The 24,920-nt window shown below is 66.8% G+C and carries 26 protein-coding genes, 1 tRNA gene and 3 pseudogenes; 23 read left to right on the forward strand and 7 right to left on the reverse strand.

What is annotated here, in order from left to right; genetic code table 11:
- Nucleotides 1-661: sodium/proton-translocating pyrophosphatase (locus tag CSW58_RS00215; RefSeq protein ID WP_201721538.1), on the forward strand; the 661-nt coding region annotated here is incomplete at its 5' end.
- Nucleotides 662-742: 81 nt separating this feature from the next.
- On the opposite strand, the gene CSW58_RS00220 is transcribed toward CSW58_RS00215, so the two are convergent.
- Nucleotides 743-1,081: a hypothetical protein gene (locus CSW58_RS00220; protein WP_099445844.1), complete on the reverse strand. Its 339-nt coding sequence runs from the start codon at nt 1,079-1,081 to the stop codon at nt 743-745.
- A gap of 199 nt (nt 1,082-1,280) precedes the next feature.
- Here CSW58_RS00220 and CSW58_RS00225 point away from each other — a divergent pair, with 199 nt between their 5' ends.
- The gene (locus tag CSW58_RS00225) at nt 1,281-3,065 is read left to right on the forward strand and encodes an SLC13 family permease (protein WP_099445845.1); all 1,785 of its coding nucleotides are present in this window, start codon (nt 1,281-1,283) and stop codon (nt 3,063-3,065) included.
- A gap of 6 nt (nt 3,066-3,071) precedes the next feature.
- On the opposite strand, the gene CSW58_RS00230 is transcribed toward CSW58_RS00225, so the two are convergent.
- The gene (locus CSW58_RS00230; RefSeq protein ID WP_099445846.1) at nt 3,072-3,608 is read right to left on the reverse strand and encodes a PleD family two-component system response regulator; all 537 of its coding nucleotides are present in this window, start codon (nt 3,606-3,608) and stop codon (nt 3,072-3,074) included.
- Between the two features lie 158 nt (nt 3,609-3,766).
- A complete protein-coding gene (locus CSW58_RS00235; RefSeq protein ID WP_099445847.1) occupies nt 3,767-4,255 on the reverse strand; it encodes an outer membrane protein assembly factor BamE in 489 nt (162 codons plus the stop codon).
- A gap of 119 nt (nt 4,256-4,374) precedes the next feature.
- Between CSW58_RS00235 and CSW58_RS00240 the strand changes: the two genes are divergently transcribed.
- The 8 genes and pseudogenes from CSW58_RS00240 (at nt 4,375) to CSW58_RS00270 (ending at nt 8,649) form a co-directional block, all read left to right on the forward strand.
- Complete coding sequence (locus CSW58_RS00240) at nt 4,375-4,905, forward strand: ubiquinol-cytochrome C chaperone family protein (protein WP_099445848.1); 531 nt, start codon at nt 4,375-4,377, stop codon at nt 4,903-4,905.
- Nucleotides 4,890-5,294 carry a DUF177 domain-containing protein gene (locus tag CSW58_RS00245; RefSeq protein ID WP_236627551.1) on the forward strand — a complete coding sequence of 135 codons (405 nt, stop codon included), beginning with the start codon at nt 4,890-4,892 and terminating at the stop codon, nt 5,292-5,294. The genes CSW58_RS00240 and CSW58_RS00245 overlap by 16 nt, the downstream gene beginning before the upstream one ends.
- The gene (locus tag CSW58_RS14515) at nt 5,279-5,428 is read left to right on the forward strand and encodes a hypothetical protein (RefSeq protein ID WP_236627552.1); all 150 of its coding nucleotides are present in this window, start codon (nt 5,279-5,281) and stop codon (nt 5,426-5,428) included. The genes CSW58_RS00245 and CSW58_RS14515 overlap by 16 nt, the downstream gene beginning before the upstream one ends.
- 97 nt (nt 5,429-5,525) lie before the next feature.
- Nucleotides 5,526-6,623, forward strand: coding sequence for a phosphate acyltransferase PlsX (gene plsX, locus CSW58_RS00250; RefSeq protein WP_099445849.1), 1,098 nt, complete (start codon nt 5,526-5,528; stop codon nt 6,621-6,623).
- Nucleotides 6,607-7,583 (forward strand): annotated as a pseudogene (locus CSW58_RS00255) (beta-ketoacyl-ACP synthase III). The gene plsX and the pseudogene CSW58_RS00255 overlap by 17 nt, the downstream one beginning before the upstream one ends.
- 173 nt (nt 7,584-7,756) lie before the next feature.
- The gene (locus CSW58_RS00260; protein ID WP_007667198.1) at nt 7,757-8,059 is read left to right on the forward strand and encodes an integration host factor subunit alpha; all 303 of its coding nucleotides are present in this window, start codon (nt 7,757-7,759) and stop codon (nt 8,057-8,059) included.
- 12 nt (nt 8,060-8,071) lie between these two features.
- Nucleotides 8,072-8,500 (forward strand): MerR family transcriptional regulator, encoded by a 429-nt coding sequence (locus CSW58_RS00265; protein ID WP_099445850.1) that lies wholly within the window; start codon nt 8,072-8,074, stop codon nt 8,498-8,500.
- A gap of 72 nt (nt 8,501-8,572) precedes the next feature.
- Nucleotides 8,573-8,649, forward strand: a tRNA-Pro gene (locus CSW58_RS00270).
- 82 nt (nt 8,650-8,731) lie between these two features.
- Here CSW58_RS00270 and CSW58_RS00275 read toward each other — a convergent pair.
- Together CSW58_RS00275 and CSW58_RS00280 are read right to left on the reverse strand one after the other, a co-directional pair.
- Nucleotides 8,732-8,968 (reverse strand): DUF2842 domain-containing protein, encoded by a 237-nt coding sequence (locus CSW58_RS00275; RefSeq protein WP_099445851.1) that lies wholly within the window; start codon nt 8,966-8,968, stop codon nt 8,732-8,734.
- Nucleotides 8,965-9,215, reverse strand: a pseudogene (locus CSW58_RS00280) (GlsB/YeaQ/YmgE family stress response membrane protein). Before CSW58_RS00280 ends, CSW58_RS00275 begins: the two are co-directional and overlap by 4 nt.
- Nucleotides 9,216-9,361: 146 nt before the next feature.
- Between CSW58_RS00280 and CSW58_RS00285 the strand changes: the two are divergent.
- The 8 genes and pseudogenes from CSW58_RS00285 (at nt 9,362) to CSW58_RS00320 (ending at nt 16,491) form a co-directional block, all read left to right on the forward strand.
- Nucleotides 9,362-10,392 (forward strand): annotated as a pseudogene (locus CSW58_RS00285) (COX15/CtaA family protein).
- A gap of 191 nt (nt 10,393-10,583) precedes the next feature.
- Nucleotides 10,584-11,057, forward strand: a complete 474-nt coding sequence (gene rplM, locus CSW58_RS00290) for a 50S ribosomal protein L13 (protein ID WP_099445852.1) — start codon at nt 10,584-10,586, stop codon at nt 11,055-11,057.
- Between the two features lie 3 nt (nt 11,058-11,060).
- Complete coding sequence (gene rpsI, locus CSW58_RS00295; protein ID WP_099445853.1) at nt 11,061-11,534, forward strand: 30S ribosomal protein S9; 474 nt, start codon at nt 11,061-11,063, stop codon at nt 11,532-11,534.
- Between the two features lie 121 nt (nt 11,535-11,655).
- Nucleotides 11,656-12,708: an ATP-grasp fold amidoligase family protein gene (locus CSW58_RS00300; protein WP_161494521.1), complete on the forward strand. Its 1,053-nt coding sequence runs from the start codon at nt 11,656-11,658 to the stop codon at nt 12,706-12,708.
- Nucleotides 12,709-12,918: 210 nt separating this feature from the next.
- A complete protein-coding gene (locus CSW58_RS00305) occupies nt 12,919-13,758 on the forward strand; it encodes an ATP-grasp fold amidoligase family protein (protein ID WP_161494522.1) in 840 nt (279 codons plus the stop codon).
- 13 nt (nt 13,759-13,771) lie between these two features.
- A complete protein-coding gene (locus CSW58_RS00310; RefSeq protein ID WP_161494523.1) occupies nt 13,772-14,992 on the forward strand; it encodes an ATP-grasp fold amidoligase family protein in 1,221 nt (406 codons plus the stop codon).
- 117 nt (nt 14,993-15,109) lie between these two features.
- Entirely contained in the window at nt 15,110-16,057 is a 948-nt protein-coding gene (gene argC / locus CSW58_RS00315; protein WP_099445864.1) for an N-acetyl-gamma-glutamyl-phosphate reductase, read from the forward strand.
- Between the two features lie 44 nt (nt 16,058-16,101).
- On the forward strand, nt 16,102-16,491 hold the full coding sequence (locus CSW58_RS00320; RefSeq protein WP_161494524.1) for a GNAT family N-acetyltransferase: 390 nt from the start codon (nt 16,102-16,104) through the stop codon (nt 16,489-16,491).
- On the opposite strand, the gene CSW58_RS00325 is transcribed toward CSW58_RS00320, so the two are convergent.
- Nucleotides 16,488-17,108, reverse strand: coding sequence for a DUF1287 domain-containing protein (locus CSW58_RS00325; protein ID WP_099445858.1), 621 nt, complete (start codon nt 17,106-17,108; stop codon nt 16,488-16,490). The genes CSW58_RS00320 and CSW58_RS00325 overlap by 4 nt on opposite strands.
- 68 nt (nt 17,109-17,176) lie before the next feature.
- Entirely contained in the window at nt 17,177-19,183 is a 2,007-nt protein-coding gene (gene phaC, locus CSW58_RS00330) for a class I poly(R)-hydroxyalkanoic acid synthase (RefSeq protein WP_201721539.1), read from the reverse strand.
- Nucleotides 19,184-19,277: 94 nt separating this feature from the next.
- Between phaC and CSW58_RS00335 the strand changes: the two genes are divergently transcribed.
- From CSW58_RS00335 to CSW58_RS00355, 5 genes are all read left to right on the forward strand, one after another.
- Nucleotides 19,278-19,724: a hypothetical protein gene (locus CSW58_RS00335; protein ID WP_099445859.1), complete on the forward strand. Its 447-nt coding sequence runs from the start codon at nt 19,278-19,280 to the stop codon at nt 19,722-19,724.
- A gap of 110 nt (nt 19,725-19,834) precedes the next feature.
- A complete protein-coding gene (locus CSW58_RS00340; RefSeq protein WP_099445860.1) occupies nt 19,835-21,055 on the forward strand; it encodes an LL-diaminopimelate aminotransferase in 1,221 nt (406 codons plus the stop codon).
- Nucleotides 21,056-21,105: 50 nt separating this feature from the next.
- On the forward strand, nt 21,106-22,395 hold the full coding sequence (locus CSW58_RS00345) for a homoserine dehydrogenase (protein WP_099445861.1): 1,290 nt from the start codon (nt 21,106-21,108) through the stop codon (nt 22,393-22,395).
- Nucleotides 22,396-22,445: 50 nt separating this feature from the next.
- Entirely contained in the window at nt 22,446-23,405 is a 960-nt protein-coding gene (gene glpX, locus CSW58_RS00350) for a class II fructose-bisphosphatase (RefSeq protein WP_099445862.1), read from the forward strand.
- Nucleotides 23,406-23,481: 76 nt separating this feature from the next.
- A complete protein-coding gene (locus CSW58_RS00355) occupies nt 23,482-24,453 on the forward strand; it encodes a class 1 fructose-bisphosphatase (RefSeq protein WP_099445863.1) in 972 nt (323 codons plus the stop codon).
- Nucleotides 24,454-24,920: the final 467 nt, after the last annotated feature.

Consider the following 24,920-nt stretch of genomic DNA (forward strand, 5'->3'; position numbering starts at 1 on the left):
TGAAGTTCTTCTCGGCAACGCCGCGCCGGGCAGCTTCTTCGAAGGCATGGGTCCAGTGACCTTCGACCTGTCCAACCCCTATGTCGTGGTCGGGCTGCTGTTCGGCGGGCTGCTGCCCTTCCTGTTCGGCGGCATGTCGATGACGGCCGTGGGCCGGGCGGCCGAGGCCGTGGTGGCCGAGGTGCGTCGCCAGTTCCGCGAGAACCCCGGCATCATGACCTATGAGGTCAAGCCCGAGTACGGCAAGGCGGTCGACATCCTGACCAAGGCCGCGATCCGCGAAATGATCGTGCCCAGCCTGCTGCCGGTGGTTTCGCCGGTGGTGCTGTTCTTCGTGATCCAGGCCATCGCCGGCAAGGTCGAGGCCTTCGCCTCGCTCGGCGCCATGCTGATGGGCGTGATCGTCACCGGCCTGTTCGTCGCCATCTCGATGACCAGCGGCGGCGGCGCCTGGGACAACGCCAAGAAGGTGATCGAGGAAGGCTTCACCGACAAGGACGGCGTCCTGCACACCAAGGGTTCGGAGGCGCACAAGGCCGCCGTGACCGGCGACACCGTCGGCGACCCCTACAAGGACACCTCGGGTCCCGCCGTGAACCCGATGATCAAGATCACCAACATCGTGGCCCTGCTGCTGCTGGCGATCCTGGCCCACGGCTGATCCAGCCGAAGGCCGACACGACGACGCCCCGGAGGGAAACCTCCGGGGCGTTTTCGATTCCGGGTCCGTCGAGGCGGGGTCTTAGCCGCGGCGATGATCCCGATCCTGGCGGTCATGCTTCTGGGCCTGGATGCTGTGGCTCAGGCGATCGAAGCGGCGGTCAAGATCGCGACGCTCCTGCATCGACAGGCCGCCGCCGCTGCGGCGGTACTGGCTCTCGAGCCGGCCAAGGGTCCGAAACTCGCCGCGCAGGCGCAGGGCTTCGGGGCGGGTCAGTTCGCCGCTGCGAACGCCCTGATCGATCCGACGGTCCAGATTGGCCTGGCGCTGGTTGACCGACTGCCATGGCGCGGCTTGGGCGGCGAGGGGCGCGGCCGAGAGGGCGACGAGGGCGGTCAGGGGGAGCAGGAAACGCTTCATGGGGTACGCCTTTCGGAAACTCGTGGCTGCCGGGGAGGGCGACCTGATAAAAGCACTAAGCTTGTCGCGACCTGAATGTTCCCGGAGCCCACCGTTGCCGAGGGTTCATCGTGATGGCCAGGCGGTTGAACGGAACTGTCCCTCGGTCGTTCAGGTCACCGGGCCAAGCTTGATCAAGCCCGGTGTTTCGAGGGGTCGCGTGAACCTGCAACAAGGTCTGTCTTTCGGTCTGATCGGCGCCACGGTGCTGTGCTTCATCTGGGGCCGTTGGCGCTATGATCTGGTGGCGCTGGGCGCCCTGGCGGCAGGGATCGCCCTTGGCCTGATCCCGATCAAGTCCGCCTTCGACGGCTTCTCCAACGACATCGTCATCATCATCGCCAGCGCTCTGATCCTGAGCGCCGCCATCGCCCGTTCAGGTCTGGTCGACATGCTGATGAGCCCGCTGCTGCCGCACCTGAAGGATGAGCGGTCTCAGGCCCCGGTGCTGGTTGGGGTGACCACGCTGCTGTCGATGGTCACCAAGAATGTCGGAGCTCTGGCCCTGATGATGCCGTCGGCCCTGCAGATCGCCCGCCGCACGGGCGTCTCGCCCGGCCGCCTGCTGATGCCGATGGCCTTCGGGTCGCTGGCCGGGGGCCTGGCCGTGCTGGTCGGCACCTCGCCCAACATCATCGTTTCCGAGGTTCGCAACGAGGCCCTGGGCAAGCCCTTCACGATGTTCGACTTCATGCCGGTGGGCGGGACGCTGGCGGTGCTGGTGGTGGTCTATCTGGCCTTTGCCTACAGGCTTCTGCCCAAGACCCGCGTCGCGGCGATCGATGTCGACGCGGCCCTGGCGGCCAACGCCTATGTCACCGAGGTCGAGATCCCCGAGGCCTGGGCCTTCGAACAGTCGCGGGTCGCGGATCTGCAGGCCGCCGCCGGCGGCGCGGTCCATGTCGTGGCCTTGCTACGTGGCCGGCAGCGGATGGCCACGCCGCATCCCAATCGCAAGATCCTGCCTGGCGACGTGCTGTTGCTGGAAGGCGAGCACCAGGAGCTCAACGAACTGATCGTCAAGGCCAAGCTCAAGCTCAGCGACGCCGAACGGCCGATCGTCATGGAGGAGCCGACCGACGAGGTGCGGGTGGTCGAGGCGGTGATCGGCGGCGACTCGGATCTGATCGGCCAGACCGCGCGATCCGTGGCGCTGAACGTCACCTATGGCGTCAATCTGCTCGGCGTCAGCCGCAGTGGCTATCGGATGTCGGGTCGCCTGGCCACGGCGCGGCTGCGGGCCGGCGACATCCTGGTGCTGCAGGGGTCGGAGCAACAGCTGCCCGGCGCCCTTCAGGCCCTGGGCTGCCTGCCCTTGGCCGAGCGCGAGGTGCGGCTGGGCGGCGTGCGGCACGCCCTGCTGCCCGCGGGCATCCTGGCCGCGGCGATGGTGCTGGTCGCTTTTGGCGTCATCCCGGTGGCGGCCGGCTTCTTCGGGGCGGCGGTCCTGGTCATCGCCAGCGGCGCCCTGCGCATGCGCGAGGCCTATGCCGCCCTGGAAGGTCCAGTCCTGATCCTGGTGGCGGCCCTGATTCCGGTCAGTGACACGGTCCAGGCCAGCGGCGGCACAGACCTGATCGCCGGCTGGCTGTCGGGCGCCTTTCATGGCCTGCCGCCTCTGGTCACCCTGACCGCGATGATGGCGGTGGCGATGGCGGCGACTCCGTTCCTCAACAACGCCGCCACAGTGCTGATCGTCGCGCCGATCGGATTGAGCCTGGCCCAACGTCTGGGCCTGAGTCCCGACCCGTTCCTGATGGCCGTGGCCGTGGGCGCGGGGTGTGATTTCCTCACCCCCATCGGCCATCAGTGCAACACCCTGGTCCTGGCCCCCGGCGGCTACAGATTCAGCGACTATGCGCGGCTTGGAGCGCCCCTGACCCTGATGATCCTGGTGGTGGCGCCGTCCCTGATCGCCCTGGTCTGGCCGTTCGCCGGACGATGAGTTGCGTCAGTAGCAGTCCTCGGGCTCGAACTGTTCATCGGACAGCGGCTCGCCTTGACCCTGGCGTCGTTCGTGACCGGCATATTCATGGTCGATACGTCGCCGCCTGCAGGGCCCGAAATAGTCGGCGACCCGCACGAAATCGCGCGGATTGTTGATCACCTCGTTGATCCGGTGCATCACGCCGCGCGCCGTCAGCGGCTTGGCCAGGAACTCGGTGACTCCGGCCATACGGGCGTCATTGAGGCTGCGCTGGGTGGCGTGACCGGTGATCATGATGATCGGCGCGAACGGGCAGGGACTGGCGGGCGAGGTTCGGATCCAGCGGATGAAGGCCAGGCCGTCGACCGGCTGCATCATCAGGTCCGTGAAGATGATGTCGATCTCGTGCTGGCTGACGACCTTCAGCGCCGCGATGCCGTCGGCCGCCTCGTGGATCTTGCGGATGCCGGCGGACTTGAAGATCGTGCCGAGGATCTCGCGCATCGGGGCGCTATCGTCGACGATGAGCACCGAAAGCGGTTGCAGATCCAGCGCGCTCAAGGCTCGCCTCCCTCACGCGGTCCGCAACGGTGCTGACCGGCCACGGATGAAGGCTAGGGCGACGGTGGTTGCGGAAACGTTGACCGGCGGCGATAAATAGTTTCGCTAAATCAGCACGCTAAATATCGGAATCCCGACATCTAGCCGCTTTTCCGGGGCTAGCGGCGGTCGCCGGGACGGCTGCCGGGCACGCCTTCGTCGTCCTGCGGCAACATGCCGCCGCGACCGACATTGCCCAACAGCTGTTCGAGGATGGTCATCTCGCGACCGCGGGTCGGCGTCTCGCGGCCGTTGTAGGCGATCACCTTGCCGTCGCGCAGGGTGTAGGTGTTGACCGAGGCGACCTTTTCGTCGACCGGGTCGAACTTGACGGCCACGACGTCGCGCTTGATGACCCGCGGCTTGTAGAAGGCGACCCGGTCGGTGGTCTGGGAGATGTAGTACCAGGCATTGGTGTCGAAGGTCGACGTGGTGGAGGGCGAGCCGAGCTTTTCCATGACCGTCGACTTGGTGTCTTCGCCGACTTTCATGTCGGCTGGACGGGCCTCGATGGCCTGAAAGCCGGAGTAGCTCGTCAGTGGCGTGCACGCCCCCGCAACGGCGGCGAAGCCGATGATAGCGACGGCGAGGACAGCAGGACGAAACATGAAGGCTCCGGGACCGGAAAAGGCTGACTTTGACCTATCGTCCGCGCGGGCTTAGTTCAATGGCCCGCGTTGATCGAAAGGCTTTCTAGATCGGTGTCGCGGCGAAATCGAGGCGATGAATGATTCTGGATCGTTTGCTGAAACCCAGGCCCGCCAAGGCGGCGGGGGCGAAACTCTACGCCTCGGCGGGGGCTCAGGCCCGCTCAGCGCCCCTGTACGCTCAATTTGGGGTGCGCGACTCGCTGGAAGGCCGGTTCGAGCTGTTCACGCTGCACGTGGTGCTGTTGCTCGAGCGATTGAAGGGCCACGGCGACGCCGCCGATGAGACCTCGCAGGCGACCTTCGACGCCTATGTGCGGGGCCTGGACGACGCTTTCCGCGAAATCGGCGTGTCCGACACGGCGGTTGGCAAGAAGATGAAGAAGCTGGCCGGCGCCTTCTATGGCCGGCTCAAGGCCTTTGACGAGGCCGTCAAGCTGTTGCCCGACCAGGCGGCGCTCGCCGATGTCCTGGCCCGAACGGCGCTTGAGGAACGGGGCGTGGGCGACTTGGAAGGCCTTACGCGTTATGTGATCGCCGCGCGCTCGGCGCTGGCGGACCAGGCCCTGGCCGACCTGCTGAATGGAGAAGTTGAATGGCCGAAGGCGTGAATGATCCCTGGCCCTGTGTCGTCAAGCTTGGTCGGGTTGATCGCGGCGACATCGATCTGCACTTCGACCTCGACACGGCGGCTCGCGCCGAGATCGCCAAGACCCTGGGTCTGGTGTCGATCGAGAGCCTGGAAGCCGACGTTTTCCTGCGCTCATGGATGGACGGCGCCGAAATTTCCGGCCTGATCCGCGCCCGCGTCGTCCAGACGTGCAGCGTCAGCGCCGACGAGTTCGAGGAACCGATCGAATCGCGGTTCAGCGTTCATGTGATTCCGGCTGACAGCAGCTCCGCCCCCAGGACGAAGGCGGCGAGCTGGGCCTCGATCCAGAGGGCGACGATCCGCCCGACATTCTCGAAAGCGACGCCATCGACGTGTCCGGCTATGTGATCGAGCATCTGGCGCTCGAGCTGGATCCCTTTCCACGCAAGCCTGGCGCGGTGTTCGTGGCCCCGCCCGAGCCTGTCGAGCTGTCGCCCTTCGCCGCCCTCAAGCGTCTGAAGCCGGACAATGAGCCGGGCTGAGATGCCTCGTCTGGCCTGTTTGCGTGATAATGGTGCGGATGTATCGTCCGCGCGCCTTGAACGGGCGGGTCGCCGCCTCCGGAGCCGATAGCGCCTCGTGCCTGAACCAATTGTCATTTCGATCGACGCGATGGGCGGCGACCATGGACCGTCCGTGATCGTGCCGGCCGTCGCCATCGCGACCGCGAGCCTGCCGGACGTGCGCTTCCTGCTGCATGGCGACGAGGCCCTGATCAACGCCGAACTGGCGCGCGCGCCGGCCGCCCGCGCCGTCTGCTCGGTGCGCCATACCGACAAGTCCATCGCCATGGACTGCAAGCCCGCCCAGGCCATGCGGCGGGGCAAGGGCTCAAGCCTCTGGAACACCGTCGAGGCGCTGCGCGACGGCGAGGCCCAGGCCTGCGTCTCGGCGGGCAATACCGGGGCCCTGATGGCGATCTCCAAGCTGATCCTGCGCATGGGCGCGGGCCTGGAGCGCCCGGCGATCGTGGCCAGCTGGCCGAACATGAAGGGCGTCTCGGCCGTGCTCGATGTGGGCGCGAACGTGCAGAGCGACGCGGCTCAACTGGTCGAGTTCGCGATCATGGGCGCGGCGTTCCACCGTGCGGTCCATGGCTCCACCCGGCCGACCGTGGGTCTGCTCAACGTCGGCTCGGAAGACGAAAAGGGCCATGAGGAAGTTCGCGAAGCCCACGCCATCCTGCGCGAAACCCAGCTGGATTTCGACTATCGCGGCTTTGTGGAAGGCACGGACATCGCCTACGGCACGGTCGATGTGGTGGTCACCGACGGCTTCACCGGCAATGTCGCGCTGAAGACCGCCGAGGGGCTGGCGCGATTCTTCTCGGGCGAGATCAAGGCGGCCCTGACCTCCGGCCCCCTGGCCATGCTGGGGGCGCTGATCGCCTCGGGAGCCCTGAAGAAGATGCGCGCCCGCCTCGATCCGGGCCGTGTCAATGGCGGGCCGCTGCTGGGTCTCAACGGCATCGTGGTCAAGAGCCACGGCGGCGCGGACGCCCGGGGCTACGCCTCCGCGATCCGGGTGGCCACGGATCTGGCCCGTAGCGATTTCACCGCCGAGATCGAGCGGAATCTGAAGCGCCTGACCGCCGTCGCCCCTCGAACCGTGGCGGTCGCCGCGGACGCTGGACCGGGCGCGGCCCTGAAGGAGACGTCGAGTGAGCGTAGTGCGTAGCGTCGTCACCGGAGTCGGCGCCTATCTTCCCGAAAAGATCGTGACCAACGCCGAACTGGCCGAAACGGTCGACACCAGCGACGAATGGATTGTCGAGCGGACGGGCATTCGCCAGCGCCATCAGGTCGCCGAGGGGCAGCCGGTCTCGGACCTGGCCTTCGAGGCGGCCAAGCAGGCGCTCGAACGCGCGGGCAAGACCGCGGCCGACGTCGACCTGATCATTGTCGCCACCACGACGCCCGACATGACCTTTCCGGCCACGGCGACGATCGTTCAGCGCAAGCTGGGCGCGCCGGTCGGGATCGCCTTCGATATCCAGGCGGTGTGCTCGGGCTTTGTCTATGCCTCAGCGTCGCCGACGGCTTCGTGGCGCGCGGCCACGCCAAGTGCGCCCTGGTGATCGGGGCCGAGGCCATGACCCGCCTGATGGACTGGTCCGACCGCGGAACCTGCGTGCTGTTCGGCGACGGCGCCGGCGCGGTGGTGCTCGAGCCCATGGAAGGCGAGGGGACGACGGCGGATCGCGGCCTGCTCGGCTTCGCCCTGCGCGCCGACGGGACCAAGCAGGAGCTGCTCTATGTCGACGGCGGTCCCTCGACCACGGGCACGGTCGGCAAGCTGCGCATGCTGGGCAACCAGGTCTTCAAGCACGCCGTGATCAACATCTCCGAGGCGATCCATGCCGCGGCCAAGGCCGCCGACATCCAGATCGCCGATGTCGACTGGTTCATTCCGCACCAGGCCAACCAGCGCATCCTGGCGGGGGTGGCCCATCGGGTCGGCCTGGACGAGCACAAGGTGATTTCCACCGTGGCCACTCACGCCAACACCTCGGCGGCCTCGATTCCCTTGGCCTTCGCCCAGGGAATCGCCGATGGCCGAATCAAGCCCGGTCAGCTCTTGTTGCTGGAAGCGATGGGCGGCGGCCTGACCTGGGGCGCCTGTGTGTTGCGGCTTTAGGCGCGCTTACGGGCGAACCTTGCCGACGGGGTTGAAGTCTTGCCGCTCAGCCTTTGACTCCATGCGATAATCGCGGCATGCAGGCTTGAGTTGTTGAGATTGCGCGTCCTGAGCTTGGGCTTCGCCCTGTCGGACGCGCGCCGGGGTTTTCGATCATAGCGTAAGGGGGCGTCATGAAAGGCGCGACATTGACCCGGGCCGATCTTTGCGAAGCGGTCCACGAGGAAGTCGGCCTGACCCGTCAGGACTGCGCCGGACTGGTCGAGCGCACGCTGGACCTTGTCGCCGAGGCGCTCGAGCGCGGCGAGACCGTCAAGCTGTCGGGATTCGGCGTCTTCCAGGTTCGCGACAAGCGCGCCCGCATGGGCCGAAATCCCAAGACCGGCGAGCCGGCCGAGATCGAGCCCCGCCGGGTGATCGGCTTCCGCGCCTCGCAGGTCATGAAGGCGCGGATCGACCGCGCCCTGGGCGGCTAGGGACCATTTGCGGTGGCGAAGGGACCCAACGCCTTCCGCACGATCTCCGAGGCCGCTGACGAGCTGGGCGTGCCGCAGCATGTCCTGCGGTTCTGGGAAACCAAGTTCTCTTTCATTCGCCCGATGAAACGGGCCGGCGGCCGGCGGTTCTATCGGCCGCAGGACATCGCCGTGCTCAACGGCGTGCGCGCCCTGCTGCACGCCGAGGGCTACACCATCAAGGGCGTGCAGAAGCTCCACCGCGAACAGGGCCTGACCCATGTGATCGCCGCGGGCCTGGGCTCGAACGGTTCGGGCCGGCTCGACGCGCTGATCGACGACGTCGAGGCGCCGCGCGTCGCCCACGATCTGACCGATGACGCCCGTGATCGGCTGACCCAGGCGCTCGACGATCTGGCCCGTATCAAGGCCCGGCTGGACGGGCTTCTGCGGGGCGTTTGAGCCTTGCGGGAAATCGCTCAGGATTCCGATTGCCCAAGCGGGGGGCGGCGCCTATAAGGGCGCCTCTTCCGTCGGAGCGTGGCGCAGCCTGGTAGCGCACTTGACTGGGGGTCAAGGGGTCGCAGGTTCAAATCCTGTCGCTCCGACCATTTCCGAAAGGGAATAAACGGAAGAACGGAAAGGCCGCCCAGTGGGCGGCCTTTTTCGATTCCGGGCCCGAGGGCCGAGGGTTCAGATCGGCTTGTCGGCCTTGCCCATCCACGACATCAGCGGCAGCAGCGGCAGGCCCCAGCCCAGGCCGGCCAGGGCGAAATAGACCAGCTGCACCGCGCGGTTGTCGGGCAGCAGATCGTAGAGGCTGACGGCGCCCCAGACATAGACCCCCAGGAAGACCATGATGCCCAGGCCGCCGATCAGCTTGCGCAGGCGAGCGGGAATCAGGCGGGCAGGGGCGACGGGATCAGTCATGCGGGTCTCCGAAACAGGCCGAGCACGGCCAGGAAAAAGGTCGCGCCGAGGCTCGACACCAGAAGACTGCCGAAAAAGCCGTCGAACGGGATCTGCAGCCTCTGGGCGACAAACGCGCCGATGAAGGCGCCGACCACCCGATCAGCAACCGGGTGAACAGCCCGTGCCGTCGCGCGAGCACCAGGTCGGCCACCCAGCCGGCCAGGATTCCGACCACCACGGCCATGAAGACGCCGACGCCGCTCATGCTGTCTCCGGATCTCCGCCAACTCGGTCCATGGCCACCATGCCATGCTCAGCGCGCAGCGTCATCGGAGATGGACGCCAAGGCTGCACAGGCGTAGGGGTTCGTCGCCCCATTTAGGCCTCTCAGCAGTCGTTTCTTACGGTGCCATGACGTCTTTCCTGCGTTCCGATCGTTCCCGCCCCGTGGCCATCTGGCTGTTCATCGTGGCCGCCCTGGTTCTGGCCATGGTGGTGGTCGGCGGCGCGACCCGCCTGACCGATTCCGGCCTGTCGATCACCCAGTGGAAGCCGATCAGCGGGGCCCTGCCGCCAATGTCGGACGCCGCCTGGCGCGACGAATTCGCGCTCTACCAGCAGATCCCGCAGTACCGGCTGGTCAATCCCGACATGACCCTCCAGGCCTTCAAGGGCATCTACTGGTGGGAGTGGGGCCATCGCCTGCTGGGCCGACTGGTCGGCGTCGCCTTCGCCCTGCCGTTCGCCTTCTTCCTGGTCCGCCGCATGATTCCGCGCCGTCTCATCTGGCGCTGCACGGCTCTTCTGGGCCTGGGCGGTCTGCAGGGCTGGTGGGGTGGTGGATGGTCTCCAGCGGCCTGGCCGAGCGGGTTTCGGTCGCGCCCGAGCGCCTGATGACCCATCTGGGCCTGGCCCTGGCCCTGCTGGTGGCCCTGGTCTGGACCGCCCTGGACGCCTGGGCCGGTTCGCCGCGCGTCGAAGAGCGCACGCCCTGGCGCGGCTGGGCCCTGGCCTTCCTGGGCGCGGTGTTCTTCCAGAGCCTGCTGGGCGCCCTGGTGGCCGGCAATGACGCGGGCCTGGTCTATACCGACTGGCCCCTGATGAACGGATCTCTCGTTCCGGCCGAATATGCCGGCCGGAACTTGTGGGGCACGATCGCCCACAGCCAGGGCGCGGTGCAGCTACACCATCGGCTGGCCGCCTATGCGGTGTTCATCGCCGCGATCGTCATCTCGGTCATGGCGGCGCGGTCTCGGCGCATGCCGGCCCAGGCGAGGGTTCTAGCCTTTGTCCTGACGGGCGTCGTCACCCTGCAGGCGGCCATGGGCGTCTGGACCCTGATGGCGGGCGTGCCGGTGACCCTGGGCGTCCTGCACCAGGCCGGCGCCGCGGTCTTGTTGGCGGTGGTCACCGCCTTTGCCTGGCGCGTGCGGCGGCCCTAGGGGTCGAACGGGTGAGGGCGGCGAAGCGGTATTATAATACCACATTCCGCAAACCCTTGTCCGGTAACGGTTTGCGAGATTTTCCGCGCGCGCATTGTTGACAGGCGCGGATCGCTCCTGTACCTGCCGCCCCTCACGCAGACGGATCCTCTTCCTGGGCTCCCGACGCACAAGGAATACGGATCAATCCCATGCAAAAGACCACGGCTTCCCTGAAGCCCGCCGAGGTCGAGAAGAAGTGGATCGTGGTCGACGCCCAGAACGCCGTTGTCGGTCGTCTGGCGACGTTCATCGCGATGCGCCTTCGCGGCAAGCACCGGCCCGACTACACCCCGAACGTCGACTGCGGCGACTTCGTCGTCGTGATCAACGCCGACAAGGTGAAGTTCACCGGCAAGAAGATGGACGACAAGATCTACTATCGCCACACCGGTCACCCGGGCGGCGTTAAGTCGACCAACCCGCGCAAGCTGCTGGAAGGCCGCTTCCCGGAACGCGTCCTCGAAAAGGCCGTCGAGCGCATGCTGCCCAAGGAAAGCCCCTTGGCCCGCAAGCAAATGACGCACCTGCTCATCTACAACAACGGTGAGCACCCGCACCAAGCGCAGAGCCCGGAAGCGATCGACTTCGCTTCGCGCAACGCCAAAAACACCCGGAGCGCCTAAGTCATGTCCGAAGCTCAAGGCTTTGACGCGCTGGCCAGCCTGTCCAGCAACCCCGAAGCGGCCGCTCCGGCCGTCCAGAAGATCGACGCCCAAGGCCGCGCCTATGCGACCGGCAAGCGCAAGAACGCGATCGCTCGCGTTTGGATCAAGCCCGGCAAGGGCACAATCACCATCAACGGCCGCGACCAGGAAGTTTACTTCGCCCGTCCGGTTCTGCGCATGATGATCGCCCAGCCCCTGCAGGTCACCGACCGCCTGGGCCAGTTCGACGTCGTCGTCACCGTTGAAGGCTCGGGCCTCTCGGGCCAGGCCGGCGCCGTGCGCCACGGCCTGTCCAAGGCTCTGACCTATTATGAGCCCTCGCTGCGTCCCGTCCTGAAGCCGCACGGCTTCCTGACGCGCGACAGCCGCGTGGTCGAGCGTAAGAAGTACGGCAAGGCCAAGGCCCGTCGTAGCTTCCAGTTCTCGAAGCGCTAAGCTTTCGTCGAACACGACCAAGACAAGAGCGGTCGCCGGCAACGGCGGCCGCTTTTTTCTTGCCCGTCGGGCGCGCGGGCTGCGACGCTAGGCTCAGATTTTGAAATCCGAGGTGTGCTTGGTGACCGATGGCGGACAGTCCAACGATCAAACCACGATCGGCGGCGGCCCACAGACTGATGTTGAGGCGCTGAGACTCGAGGGCAAGGCTCATCTTCAGGCCGGCGCCTATTATCAGGCCCAGATCGCGTTCGAAGCGGCCTTGGCGATCGAGCCCGGATCGGATGACCTTCTAAAGCTCCGGGAGCAGGCGATCTTCAGCGCCGGGCTGAGCGACGCCCACGAGAAGAAGCTGGGCCGGCGCCCCAATCTGGTGAACCCCAGCACCTACAATGAGCGGATCCTGCACAGGATCATTCACGACCGCAGCCCGATCCTGAAGACCCTCTGCGACAAGGTCGCGGTCCGGGACTTCATCAAGGCGAAGGTCGGAGACGGCTATAATGTCCCGATAGCCGGTGTCTGGGCGCGCGCCGAGGACATCGATTGGGCCGTCTTGCCGGACAGCTTCGTCATCAAGCCCAGCCATGCCTCGGGCCAGTATGTGATGGTGCGCGACAAGTCGACCTGTGATCGCGCGGCCATCCTTCAGGAGGCTGAAAGCTGGTTGCGGCGTGACTTCGGCCGGCGAGTGTATGAATGGGGCTATATCGGCCTTCCTCGGCGACTCATTGTTGAGCCCATTCTGCAGCCGCCGGACGGGGAGCCCTTGATTGAGGTTCACGTGCATGTTTTCGGCGGTCGGGTGGGGATCATCCGGCCCTGGACCGGCGCCAAGAAGACCCCGGAGCGCCGGGGTGTTTGGTGCACACGCGACCTGCGGCCCTTGGAGATCGAGGCCGACGATGCGCGGACTGAGCAGGTGGCTATCGAGCTATCGATCCGCGACACGCTTGTCGCCGTCGCCGAAAAGGTCGCAGCTTCGTTTTCGCACCTACGCGTTGATTTCTATCTCACCCGAGACGGTCTCAAGATCGGCGAACTCACCCCCTATGTTGGGGGCGGGCGAGCCCTGCTGAAGCCGCCAGAGCGGGACGCGCAACTCGGCCGGCTGTGGTCCGGTGATTTCGAATTGCTCGACATCCCCCGTTACGCCGACAAGGCCGTGCGATAGGGCTGGGGGATGGCGACCAACACTGAACCCTCCAAAGGTCCCCCTGCTGCTGATGATCCCCATCAGGGCGCCGTGGCGGCTCTGCTGCTTGAGGCCCGGCGCCATCTATGGTCCGGCGCCATTGTTCGGGCCCAGGCGTCGCTCGACGCGGCCTCGGCGATCCAGCCCGATGCGCCTGGCCTCGCGGGTCTTCGGGAAAAGGCGATCATCATGCCGCGCCTCAGCGCCGCCCACGCCCGGAAGCTGGGCGCGCCGCCCAACCTCGCCAGGCCGAGCACCTACAATGAGCGGATCCTGCACAGGATCATTCACGACCGCAGCCCGATCCTGAAGACGCTGTGCGACAAGATCGCGGTTCGGGACTTCATCCGGGAACGGGTCGGTGAGGCCCATAATGTTCCGCTGATCGGCGTCTGGAGCCGGGCCGAGGACATCGACTGGGCGACCTTGCCCGACAGCTTCGTGATCAAGTCCAGCCACGCGTCGGGGCAGCACAGGGTGGTGCTCGACAAGGCGGCCTGTGATCGCGACGCGATTCTCCGGCAAGCCAGGGGTTGGCTCGAGATCGACTTTGGACAGAGCGTGCTGGAATGGGGATATGTCGGACTGCCGCGACACATCCTTGTCGAACCGATCTTACAGCCGCCCGAGGGGGAGCCCCTGGTTGAGGTGCACGTGCATGTCTTCGGCGGCCGCGTCGGGCTCATTCGCCCCTGGACGGGCGCGAAGAAGACTCCGGAGCGCCGGGGCGTGTGGTGCACGCGTGAGCTCAGGCCGCTGATGATCGAGACGCAAGATACCCGGCTGGACGTCCTTCCCATTGATCGCCTGACCCAGGACTGTCTGATCTCCGTCGCCGAGAAGGTCGCGGCGGAGGTCTCGCACCTGCGCGTTGATTTCTACCTGACCCGCCGGGGCCTGCTGATCGGAGAACTCACCCCCTATGCCGGGGCCGGCAGAACCCTGTTCCTTCCGCGTGAACGCGATGCGCAACTGGGCCGCCTGTGGGATGGTGATTTTGAGTTGCTCGACATACCGAGCGCGCCATGAGTGGGGAAAGCCCTTGAACCAAGTAGCGGAGGCCGAGCGATCGCCGGTCGAGGTCGCGGAGGAACGCTATCGCGCCGCTCTGGCGCTGTTCGAGGCCGGCGACGGGGCCGGGGCTCAGGCCGCCTGCATGGATATGCTTCGGCGCGAGCCCAACGCGTTCGCGCCCACGCGGCTGCTCGGCGCCATCGCCCTGCGGGCGGGACAGCGCGATCAGGCGCTTGTCTGGATTCGACAGGCCCGTGCATTGGCGTTCGACGCGCCGCGCAAGGCGCTCATAGGGACGGCCTTCTTTTGGGCCGCGGCCTTTGATGAGGCCGTCGAGGTCCTCGCCGAGGCCCGGGCCCTGAACCCCGGCGAGCGCCGCATCCTGAGCACCTGGCTGGGGGCGACGTCGGGAAAGCACCTCAGTCACTATTATGAAGCGAAGTTGGAGCGGAAGCCGGAGATATTCCGTCCACGGACCTTCAATGACCATATGCTGCGCTGGATCATCTATGGCCGGGATCCCAATCTGAAGATCATCTGCGACAAGTTCGCCCTGCGTGGCTTTCTGCGAGACCGGGTGGGCCCCGATCTGGTCGTGCCGCTGCTGCACCACTGGGATCGGGCGGAGGATGTCGACTGGGCGTCGCTGCCGGACTCCTTCGTGATCAAGGCCAGCCACGGGTCGGGTCAGTGCCTGGTCATCGAGGACAAGGCCGCGCACGACCCTGCCGAGGTGCTGGCCCAGGTCAAGGGGTGGCTGGCGCGCGACTTCTTCGAATTCTCCAAGGAATGGGCCTATCTCAATCTGCCCCGGCGCGTGCTGATCGAGCCGCTTCTGCGGCCACAGGTCGGCGACGCCTTGGTCGAGGTGCAGGTCTATACCTTCGGCGGCAAGGCCAAGATGATCATGACCGCGACGGGCCAGAAGGGCGATGAGGGCCGCGTGGGCGGCTGGTACAGGCTCGATGGGCGGCGGCTGGACCTGGCGACGGGGAAACTGAGGTCGACGGATCTGCCGATCGGCGACGCGGTCCGGGCCCAACTTGTCGAGATCGCCGAGCGCGCCTGCCAGGGGTTCAGGGCCCTGCGGGTTGATTTCTACGTGACCGACCAAGGCCCGAAGATCGGCGAATTGACGCCCTATACCGGCGGCGGGCGCAACACCTTCCTGCCGGCCGAGCGCGACGAACAGCTCGGTCGTCTCTGGACCGAGGACTATGACCTGGACGACATTCCCGATCATGCCTGACTCGATCAGGGGCTTTGACCGTTTTGACCTAAGGGCCCGGGATGTTAAGCGCGTGGCCTGGGCGCGCGGATTGATCAAGGCGGGCCGCATGTTCTGGTGTCTGGGCAGGAGGTCTTCATGACCCCGAAGGTTTTCATCGACGGCGAGGCGGGCACCACGGGCCTGCAGATCCGTGAGCGGCTCCTGCCGCGCAACGACCTGCAACTGGTGTCGATCGATCCCGACCGGCGCAAGGATCCGGCCGCGCGCGCCGCCATGCTCAATGACGCCGACGCGGTGATTCTGTGCCTGCCGGACGAGGCCGCGGTCGAGGCCGTGGCCCTGATCACCAATCCGGCGGTCAAGGTGATCGACGCCTCGACGGCGCACCGCACCACGCCCGGCTGGACCTATGGCTTTCCGGAAATGGACGAGACCCAGCGCGGCCGCGTGGCCGCGTCCAGTCGGGTCTCGAATCCGGGCTGCTACGCCACCGGCGCCATCGCCCTGACCCGGCCGCTCGTCACCGCCGACATCATGCCGCCTGACCTGCCGCTCTCATTCAACGCGGTGTCGGGCTACAGCGGCGGCGGCAAGGCCATGATCGCCGAGTTCGAGGACGAGAGCGCGCCGAACTTCACCCGGGTTCCTTATCGGATCTACGCCCTGGGTCTTGGCCACAAGCATCTGCCCGAGATCCAGGCCCACGGCGGCTTGCTGACCCGGCCGATCTTCACGCCCGCCGTCGGCCGCTACTACCAGGGCATGCTGGTGGAGCTGCCGCTGCATCTGGGCATGCTGAACGGCAATGTCTCCATGGCCGAGATCCACGACGCCCTGACCCGGCACTATGCGGGTGAAAAGTTCGTCGACGTGGCGTCCCTGGACGAGTCCAAGGCGATCGGCACCCTGGATCCGGAGGGTTTGAACAACACCAATCGCCTCAAGATCTTCGTGTTCGGCTCCGAGACCAGCGGTCAGGTGAGGCTGGTGGCCCTGCTCGATAATCTGGGCAAGGGCGCCTCCGGGGCCGCCGTGCAAAACCTCAACCTGATGCTGGGCTTGAAGGAAGGCGCTGGTCTTTGATCCGAAGGGCGATCGAGGCTGATCTGCCCGCCCTGCGGTCGATGATGGCGCAGAGCAACGGTTATGCCCGGCCCGAAGAGAAGGCGATGATCCAGACCTTCGCCCGGGACTGGTGGTTCAATGGCGACGATCAGGTCTGGGTGCTGGACGACGCGGCGGGCCTGGCCGGCTTCTACGCCTTGATCCATGACGATATCGGCTGGGAGCTGGACCTGTTCTTCATGGCTAACGACCGCCAGGGCCGCGGCCTGGGGCGGGCCCTGTTCGGCGACATGGTCGAGCGGGCGAGGGGGCTGGGAGCCGGCGAGGTCAGAATCCGCGCCAATCCTAGCGCTGCGGCGTTCTACGCGCGCATGGGCGCGCAGCCATCGGGAGTCTATCCGTCGTCGGACAAGGTGTCCTGGCCGCGGCCGATCTACCTGGTGCGGCCTTAAGGCTGGCCCGGCGCCCAGCGATAGTGGGCGACCGGCTTGTGCAGCTTGAACATCCACAGCGGCTGTTCCTGGACGCCAGAGCCGATATTGTGCACCAGGCGCACGCCGCGCGGCCCCGCCACAACGACGCCCATGTGCGGCTGCTTGCCGTTGAGCCGCCAGGTCAGGATGTCGCCGGCCAGGCAGGGCTGGGCGAAGCCGTCGCCCCAGGCCTTGGGCGGCGCGCGTTCAATCAGGGCCCCGCGCCGGGTCCAGTAGGTCTCCAGATTCAGCACCCGGCGGTGATCGATATTGGGATCCGGCGCGACCAGGCCCCAGGCGCGCCGCGAGGGATAGGCGTCGAAGGCCCGCCGCATGTCCTCGTGGATCAGACGCTGCAGATCGACGCCCCAGGCGTCGCGGGCCGCGCGCACGACCACGTCGGCGCAGACGCCGCTGGAGCGCAGCACATCGCCGTTCGGATAGGCGATCCGCCGGTAGCTGGCGTCATAGTCGCGGGTGACGCCCAGCTGACGGCGCGCCGCCGCCGCCAGGCGTTCGCCCAGCCCTGGTCCGGCCGCGCCGAGCGGCGCGGCGGCCAACAGACTCAGAACGGTTCGGCGGTCGTAGGTGCCCATGGGCGGGGAAGCTGAACCACGATCCTGGCGAGTTTTGGGCGAACGACGATCGGCGAGGGGCCTTTTCGCTAATCCTGCGACCGCACCCGAACATAGCTGCCGGGCGCGTCCTCCGTCGCCTTCAGCGGACCCGCTGTGGGATCCCGGGCCGGGACCATCTCGCCTGAGCGGGCATTGAGCCAGGCGGCCCAGTGCGGCCACCAGGAGCCCGGATGCTCCACCGCCCCGGCGATCCAGTCCTCGACCGCCGCCGGCAGCTGGTCATTGGTCCAGTGCTGGTACTTCTTGGCGTCCGGGTGGTTGATCACCCCGGCGATGTGGCCACTGCCGGCCATGGTGAAGGTGGTGGGGCCGCCGAACGCCTTGGCGCCGCGATAGACGCTGCGGAACGGGGCGATGTGGTCGTCCTTCGACGACTGGACATAGATCGGGGTCTTGACCTTGGACAGGTCCAGCTTGACGCCGCCCAGGGTCAGATGGCCGGTCGCCAGGGCGTTGTCCTTGTAGAAATTGCGCAGATAGAACAGGTGCAGCGACTTGGGCATGCGGGTCTGGTCGGCGTTCCAGAACAGCAGGTCGAACGGCCGTGGCTCCTTGCCCATCAGGTAGTTGCTGACGAAGAACGACCAGATCAGGTCGTTGCCGCGCAGCATGTTGAAGGTGTCGGCCATCGACTGGCTGGGCAGGAAGCCGCCGGCCTGGTCCATCTGCTCCTCGATCGACTTCAGCCAGGCCTCGTCGGTGAACAGCAGCAGGTCCCCAGCCTCGGCGAAGTCCTGCTGGGCGGCGAAGAAGGTGGCCGACTGGATCCGCTGGTCCCCCTTGGCCGCCATATGGGCCAGGGTGCAGCCCAGAAGGGTGCCGCCGATGCAGTAGCCGACAGTATTGACCCGGTCGACGCCGCACTGGGTCATGACCTGCTGGGTGGCGTCATAGACGCCCTCGACCATGTAATCCTCGAAGGTCTTGGCCGCGAGGCGCTCGTCGGGATTGACCCAGGAGGCGACGAACACGGTGAAGCCCTGGCCGGTCAGCCAGCGGATCATCGAATTCTCGGGCCGCAGGTCCATGATGTAGAACTTGTTGATCCACGGCGGGAAGATCAGCAGGGGAATTTCGCGCACCTGGGCGGTGGTGGGCGAGAACTGGATCAGTTGCAGGATGTCGTTCTGGTAGACGACCTTGCCAGGGGCGGTGGCGACGTTCTCGCCGACCTTGAACTTGGCCAGATCGGTCTGGCTGATGGCCAGCTGGCCGCCGCCGCGCTCGAGATCGGCCGCGAAATTGGCCATGCCGCGGACCAGGCTTTCGCCATTGGTCTCCATGACCTCGCGCAGGGCGGCGGGGTTTGAGATCAGGAAATTCGACGGCGAGAAGGCGTCGGTCAGCATCTTGGTGAAGAACTCGACCCGGCGCTTGGCCTGCGGGTCGACGTTCTCGACGCTGGACACCAGGCTGTTGAGCCAGTTCGACGACAGCAGGTAGCTCTGCTTCATCATGTCGAACATCGGGTTGCTGGCCCAGTCCGGGTCGTTGAAGCGCTTGTCGCCGCTGGCCGGCGCGACCACGGGCTGCGAGGCCTCGCCGGTCGCCCGCCGCGCCGCGTTCTGCCACAGCTCCATGTAGCGCGAGAACAGGTCGGCCTGGGCGCGCAGCAGGCGATCGGGTTGGGCCGCCAGGCTGGTCATGACCTGATTGAAGGCCGGCGCGACATGGAAGGGGTCGGGGTTGAGGGCGGCGGGGCGATCGGCCTGACGCAGGGCCGCCTCGGCGATCGCGCCCTGAGCGGTGACCGCGGCCTTGGCCAGGTTGCTCGACAGCGCTTCCAGCATCTGGCGCTGCTCGGGCGAGATGAAGGTGTCCAGGGACGGGGACGCGGCGCCAAAGGCGGGTGGGAAGGACGCCTGGAAAGACGGCGGTGATTCGGGCGCGGCGGCCTTGTCGGCCTTGGGCGACTCTTTCGGGGTCGGGTCGGGACCGGGCTTGGCCTTGGCCGTCGACGCCGCATCGCCCGCGAGTTTGGCCTTGGGCGCGGCCTTCTTGCGGGGTTTGGGGGCGGATTCGGTCTTGGCCATGCGTCTTCCTCCCGGGGGATCGGTCCATCGCGACGCCGTATGGGCGCTGACGGCCTTTCACTCGCCGCGATCATCGCATAAGACCAGAGACAAGATGAACGGCGAAACCCGCAAATTCGTAAGACTCCTCGCGCTGCTCGGCGGCGTGGGCGGTTTGCTGTGCGGTTGCGTGGACAGTCCCTTCACCCCGCCGCCTTCGGATCGTGCCTCGCCGATCGCCGCGGAGGCCGATGCTACGGCTGCAGACTCGGTGCGTCGCCCGACCTTCGCCGACATCCCCGAGATGCCCACCGACGTTCCCAAGCCGGCTGAGTATCGCAAGGCGGTGGCCGGCCAGCAGGCCGCCGGGCGGCAACTGACCCGCGACACGGCGGCCGACACCTTCACCCTGACCGGCACCGAGGCGTTCGCCGCCCGCGCCCGCCGCGAGGCCCAGGTTCCGCCCAGCGAAATGCCGACCGACGCTGATCGCGCCGCGACCGAAGCCTTCGCCAAGGCGGCGCGTAGCCGAGCGACCCCGCCTCCGTCCAAGCCCCAATAGGGCGACGGAGGCATAATCTTCCTTGAACTGGCTTGGCTATGCCCCGCTCGGGGTCTATCCATGCCCGACATTCGCTCCGGACGCGCCGAAGCGGCGCATTGAGCCCCGTCATGACGACCGATTTCCACCGTATTCGCCGATTGCCGCCCTACGTCTTCGAGGAGGTTAATCGCATCAAGGCGCGCCTGCGCGCCCAGGGCACCGACATCATCGACTTCGGCATGGGCAATCCCGACATGCCGACGCCCAAGCACATCGTCGACAAGCTGATCGAGACGGCCCGCGACCCCAAGGCCGGCCGCTATTCGGCGTCCAAGGGCATTCCGGGCCTGCGCAAGGCGATGGCCGGCTATTATGACCGCCGCTTCGGCGTCAAGCTGAACCCCGACACCGAGGTGATCTCGACCCTGGGCTCCAAGGAAGGCTTCGCCAACCTGGCCCAGGCCCTGACCGCGCCGGGCGACGTGATCATCTGTCCGAACCCGGCCTATCCGATCCACGCCTTCGGCTTCATCATGGCCGGCGGGGTGATCCGCCATGTGCCGGCCCTGTCGCCCGAGGAATATCTGTCCAATATCAGCCGCGCGGTGAAGCACTCGGTGCCGCCGCCCAGCGTGCTGATCCTGTCCTATCCGTCCAATCCGACCGCCCAGTGGGTGGACCTGGATTTCTACAAGGACGCCGTGGCCCTGGCCAAGAAGCACGACCTGCTGGTGATCAGCGACGTGGCCTATGGCGAGATCTATTTCGACAACAACCCGCCGCCGTCGATCCTGCAGGTCGAGGGCGCCAAGGATGTCGCCGTCGAGGTCAATTCCCTGTCCAAGACCTACGCCATGGCCGGCTGGCGGGTCGGCATGGTGGTCGGTAACGCCCGCATCTGCGCCGCCCTGGCTAGGGTGAAGTCCTATCTGGACTATGGTGCCTATACGCCGGTTCAGGTCGCCGCCGCCGCCGCCCTCAACGGTCCCCAGGACTGCGTCGACGAGATCCGCGCCATCTACAAGGGCCGCCGCGACACCCTGGTGACGTCCATGGCCCGGGCCGGCTGGGACATTCCCAGTCCGCCGGCGTCGATGTTCGCCTGGGCCAAGATCCCCGAGCCCTATCGCGAGGCCGGATCGATGCTGTTCTCGCGCCTGCTGATCGAGGAGGCCGGCGTCGCCGTCGCCCCGGGCATCGGCTTTGGCGAGTACGGCGAAGGCTATGTGCGCATCGGCCTGGTCGAAAACGAGCACCGCATCAAACAGGCGGCCCGCAACGTCAAGAAGTTCATCGCCAACGCCGACACCATCCTGGCTCGGGCGCATAACGGCTTTGAACAGGTCTAGGCGATCCCCCGCCAACGGGACGTCTCGGCAAGGACTTTAGGAACACGAACATGACCCAGAAAACCTGGCGCATCGGCGTCGCCGGCCTCGGCACCGTCGGCGGCGGATTGCTGCAGTTCCTGGCCGAGCGTCCCAGCTTCGCCCCGGCCGGCGGTCGGGCCGTGATCTCGGCCGTCTCGGCCCGGTCGCGGTCGCGGCCGCGCTCGGTCGACATCTCCGGCCTGGCCTGGTTCGACGATCCGGTGGCCCTGGCCTCGTCCCCGCTGGTCGACATCTTCGTCGAGCTGATCGGCGGCTCCGACGGTCCGGCCAAGGCGGCGGTCGAGGCGGCCCTGCGCCTGGGTAAGCCGGTGGTCACCGCCAACAAGGCCCTGATCGCCGAGCATGGGGCCGAGCTGGCCGCCCTGGCCGAGGCCAATGACGCCCCGCTGTTGTTCGAGGCCGCCGTGATGGGCGGCACGCCGGCGGTCAAGATGCTGCGCGAGGCCATGGTCGGCGACGACGTCGTGGGCGTGGCCGGCATCCTCAACGGCACCTGCAACTTCATTCTCAGCGAGATGGAGCGCACCGGCCGCGACTTCGCCGACGTGCTGCGCGAGGCCCAGGCCCTGGGCTATGCCGAGGCCGACCCGACCATGGACGTCGGCGGCTTCGACGCCGGCCACAAGATCACCATCCTGGCGGCCCTGGCCTTCGGCTGCGCGCCCAATTTCGCCGCCGCCGAGATCGAGGGCATCGGCGAGGTCGAGCTGCTGGACATCAAGCTGGCCAAGGATCTCGGCTACCGGATCAAGCTGGTGGCCAGCGCCGCCAAGACCGACGTCGGCGTGGCCGTGAAGGTCCATCCCAGCCTGACGCCGCTGGAGCACCCCCTGGCCCAGGCCGGCGGCGCGCTCAACGCCCTGTTCATCGAGGGCAAGCGGATCGGCCGGATCTTCATCCAGGGCCCTGGGGCCGGGGCCGGCCCGACCGCCGCCGCGGTGGCCGCCGACATCGCCGACGTCATGACCCTGGCGCGCCGCCCGGTGTTCCAGGCCCCGGCCGGGGCCCTGAAGCCGTTCGTGGCGGTGGACCCCGCCAAGTCGGTGGGCAAGGCCTATCTGCGGATCATGGTGCGCGACGAGCCGGGCGCCATCGCCGCCATCTCCGAGACCCTGGCCGAGTGCGGGGTTTCCATCGACAGCTTCCTGCAAAAGCCTGTTGAAGGCGCGGGCGGGGTGCCGATCGTGCTCGTTACCCATGCGACTCCCGAATCCGCCCTGCTGGACGCGATTAGCCGCATCGAAAAACTTCGCGCCGTGCTAGAGCGTCCCCGCCTTTTGCGCGTCGCGCGTATCTGAGAACCGCGCAAAGCGGCCAGAAAACAAGGCCGTTAGGCTGGGAGACATTGATGAGCTTGAAGACCCTGGACCGCTCGCTGGTCCTGGACGCGGTCCGCGTGACGGAGGCCGCCGCCATCGCGTCCTGGACCCTGGTCGGACGTGGCGATGAAATGGCCGCCGACCAGGCCGCCGTCGACGCCATGCGCAACGCCCTCAACGAACTGGCCATCGACGGCGAGATCGTCATCGGCGAGGGCGAGCGCGATGAAGCCCCGATGCTCTACATCGGCGAGAAGGTCGGCACCGGCAAAGGCCCCGCCATCGACATCGCCCTGGATCCGCTGGAAGGCACCACCCTGGCGGCCAAGGCCATGCCCAACGCCCTGGCGGTGATGGCCTGGGCCCCGAAGGGCACCCTGCTCAACGCCCCCGACACCTATATGGACAAGATCGCCTGCGGCCCGGGCCTGCCGGCCGGAGTGATCGATCTCGACAAGTCGCCGGCCGACAACGTCAAGGCCATCGCGGCGGCCAAGGGCGTCTCGCCCGAGCAGATCACCGTCTGCGTTCTGGATCGGCCGCGTCACGCCGAGATCATCGCCAGCGTGCGGTCGGTCGGAGCGCGGGTCTATCTGATCACCGACGGCGACGTGGCGGGGGTGATCAACACCACCGATCCGTCGACCGGCATCGACCTCTATGTCGGCTCCGGCGGCGCGCCTGAGGGCGTGCTGGCCTGCGCGGCGCTGAAATGCGTCGGCGGCCAGTTCCAGGGCCGGTTGCTGTTTCGCAATGCCGACGAAAAGGCCCGCGCGGCCAAGTGGGGCATTACCGAGCTCGACAAGAAGTACGACCTGCACGACATCGTCCGCGGCGACGCGATCTTCGCCGCCACCGGGGTCACCTGGGGCAATCTGTTGGAAGGCGTCACCTACAAGGACGGCTGCGTTCACACCCACACCCTGGTGATGAACTCGTCGACCGGAACGGTTCGCGAAGTGCGGATGAAGCGCAGGGTCCCCGCCTGACGGCCCAGCGATCGTTGGCCTGACCCTACGCAACGTCTATGGTCAGGCGAATCCTGAACCTGTCCGAGGCTCCCGCATGACCACCCTGATCGATCTCGCCGGCCACATGGCCGCCGAGCCCGCCGCCGACGCCGCCGTCAAGGACGTGGTCGCGGTGATCGCCCAGGCCTGTGTCCAGATCAGCCGGGTCGTCGCTTCGGGCGCCATCTCCGGCAGCCTGGGCGCGGCGGGCCAGATCAATGTGCAGGATGAAGAGCAGAAGAAGCTCGACATCATCACCAACGACATCCTGCGCGACGCCCTGAAGGCCTGCCCCGCCGTGGCGGGCCTGGCCTCCGAAGAGCTGGAAGAGATCGAGACCACCGGGCGGGAAGGGGGCTTCTTGGTCACCTTCGATCCGCTGGACGGCTCCAGCAATATCGACGTCAATGTCTCGGTCGGCACGATCTTCTCGATCCTGCCGGCCCCGGCCGCCGGCGTCCCGACCGAGGCCGATTTCCTGCTGCCGGGCCGCCGCCAGGTCGCGGCCGGCTATGTGGTCTATGGGCCCCAGACCATGCTGGTCCTGACCCTGGCGGACGGCGTGGCAGGCTTCACCCTCGATGCCGACGGCGCCTGGCGCCTGACCCATCCCGACATCGCCATCCCGGCCGACACCGCCGAATTCGCCATCAACATGTCCAACCAGCGCCATTGGGCGGCGCCGGTGCGGGCCTATATCGACGGCTGCCTGGCGGGCAAGGACGGTCCGCGCGGCAAGAACTTCAACATGCGCTGGGTCGCCTCGATGGTCGCCGACGTCCACCGTATCGCCATGCGCGGCGGCGTCTTCATGTACCCTTGGGACGCCCGCGAGCCCGACAAGCCCGGCAAGCTGCGCCTGCTCTACGAAGCCAATCCGATGTCGCTGATCGTCGAACGGGCCGGCGGCAAGTCCACCCTCGACGGGGTGACGCCGATCCTCGACGTCCAGCCGACCAAGCTGCACCAGCGCGTGCCGGTGGTGCTGGGCTCGGCCAATGAGGTGGACCGGGTCGGGGCGGGGTAGGGCGACGGGGCGGGGACAACGCCGCTTTAGCCGATTTGATGGCGTGGCTTCTACACTGGTTGGACGTTCAAAAGCGCGAACGACTTCAAGGAAGTCTGACACCGGCGTAGGGCTGGTCGCCTTGCGAACACCGGTCAAAAGCAATGTCGTAAAGCCAGCCATCTTCTCGGCATGTTCGGCACACGCCGTTTTTGTCTCGACGGACTTGAGCGCCGGAATAGGCCTTCGCCTGATCAACTAGCTGAACACACGACGTTTCCCGGTGGCGCGAACCACCCGCCTGTCATGATCAGCAAGGTGCCGACAACTACCGACAGGGCGACCAGCCGTGGTTTCCGAGAGGACATCCACTCAGCTTACTGCTTTAGCTTCCGAGATCCACCCTTAGCAGCCCTGACTGCGTCCGCTTATCGGTTCCATAGCGATCTGGAATGAAGAGCGGTGGCCGCCCTATTCGCCCACTGCTT

The organism is Caulobacter sp. B11, assembly GCF_002737765.1.
Lineage (GTDB): Bacteria > Pseudomonadota > Alphaproteobacteria > Caulobacterales > Caulobacteraceae > Caulobacter.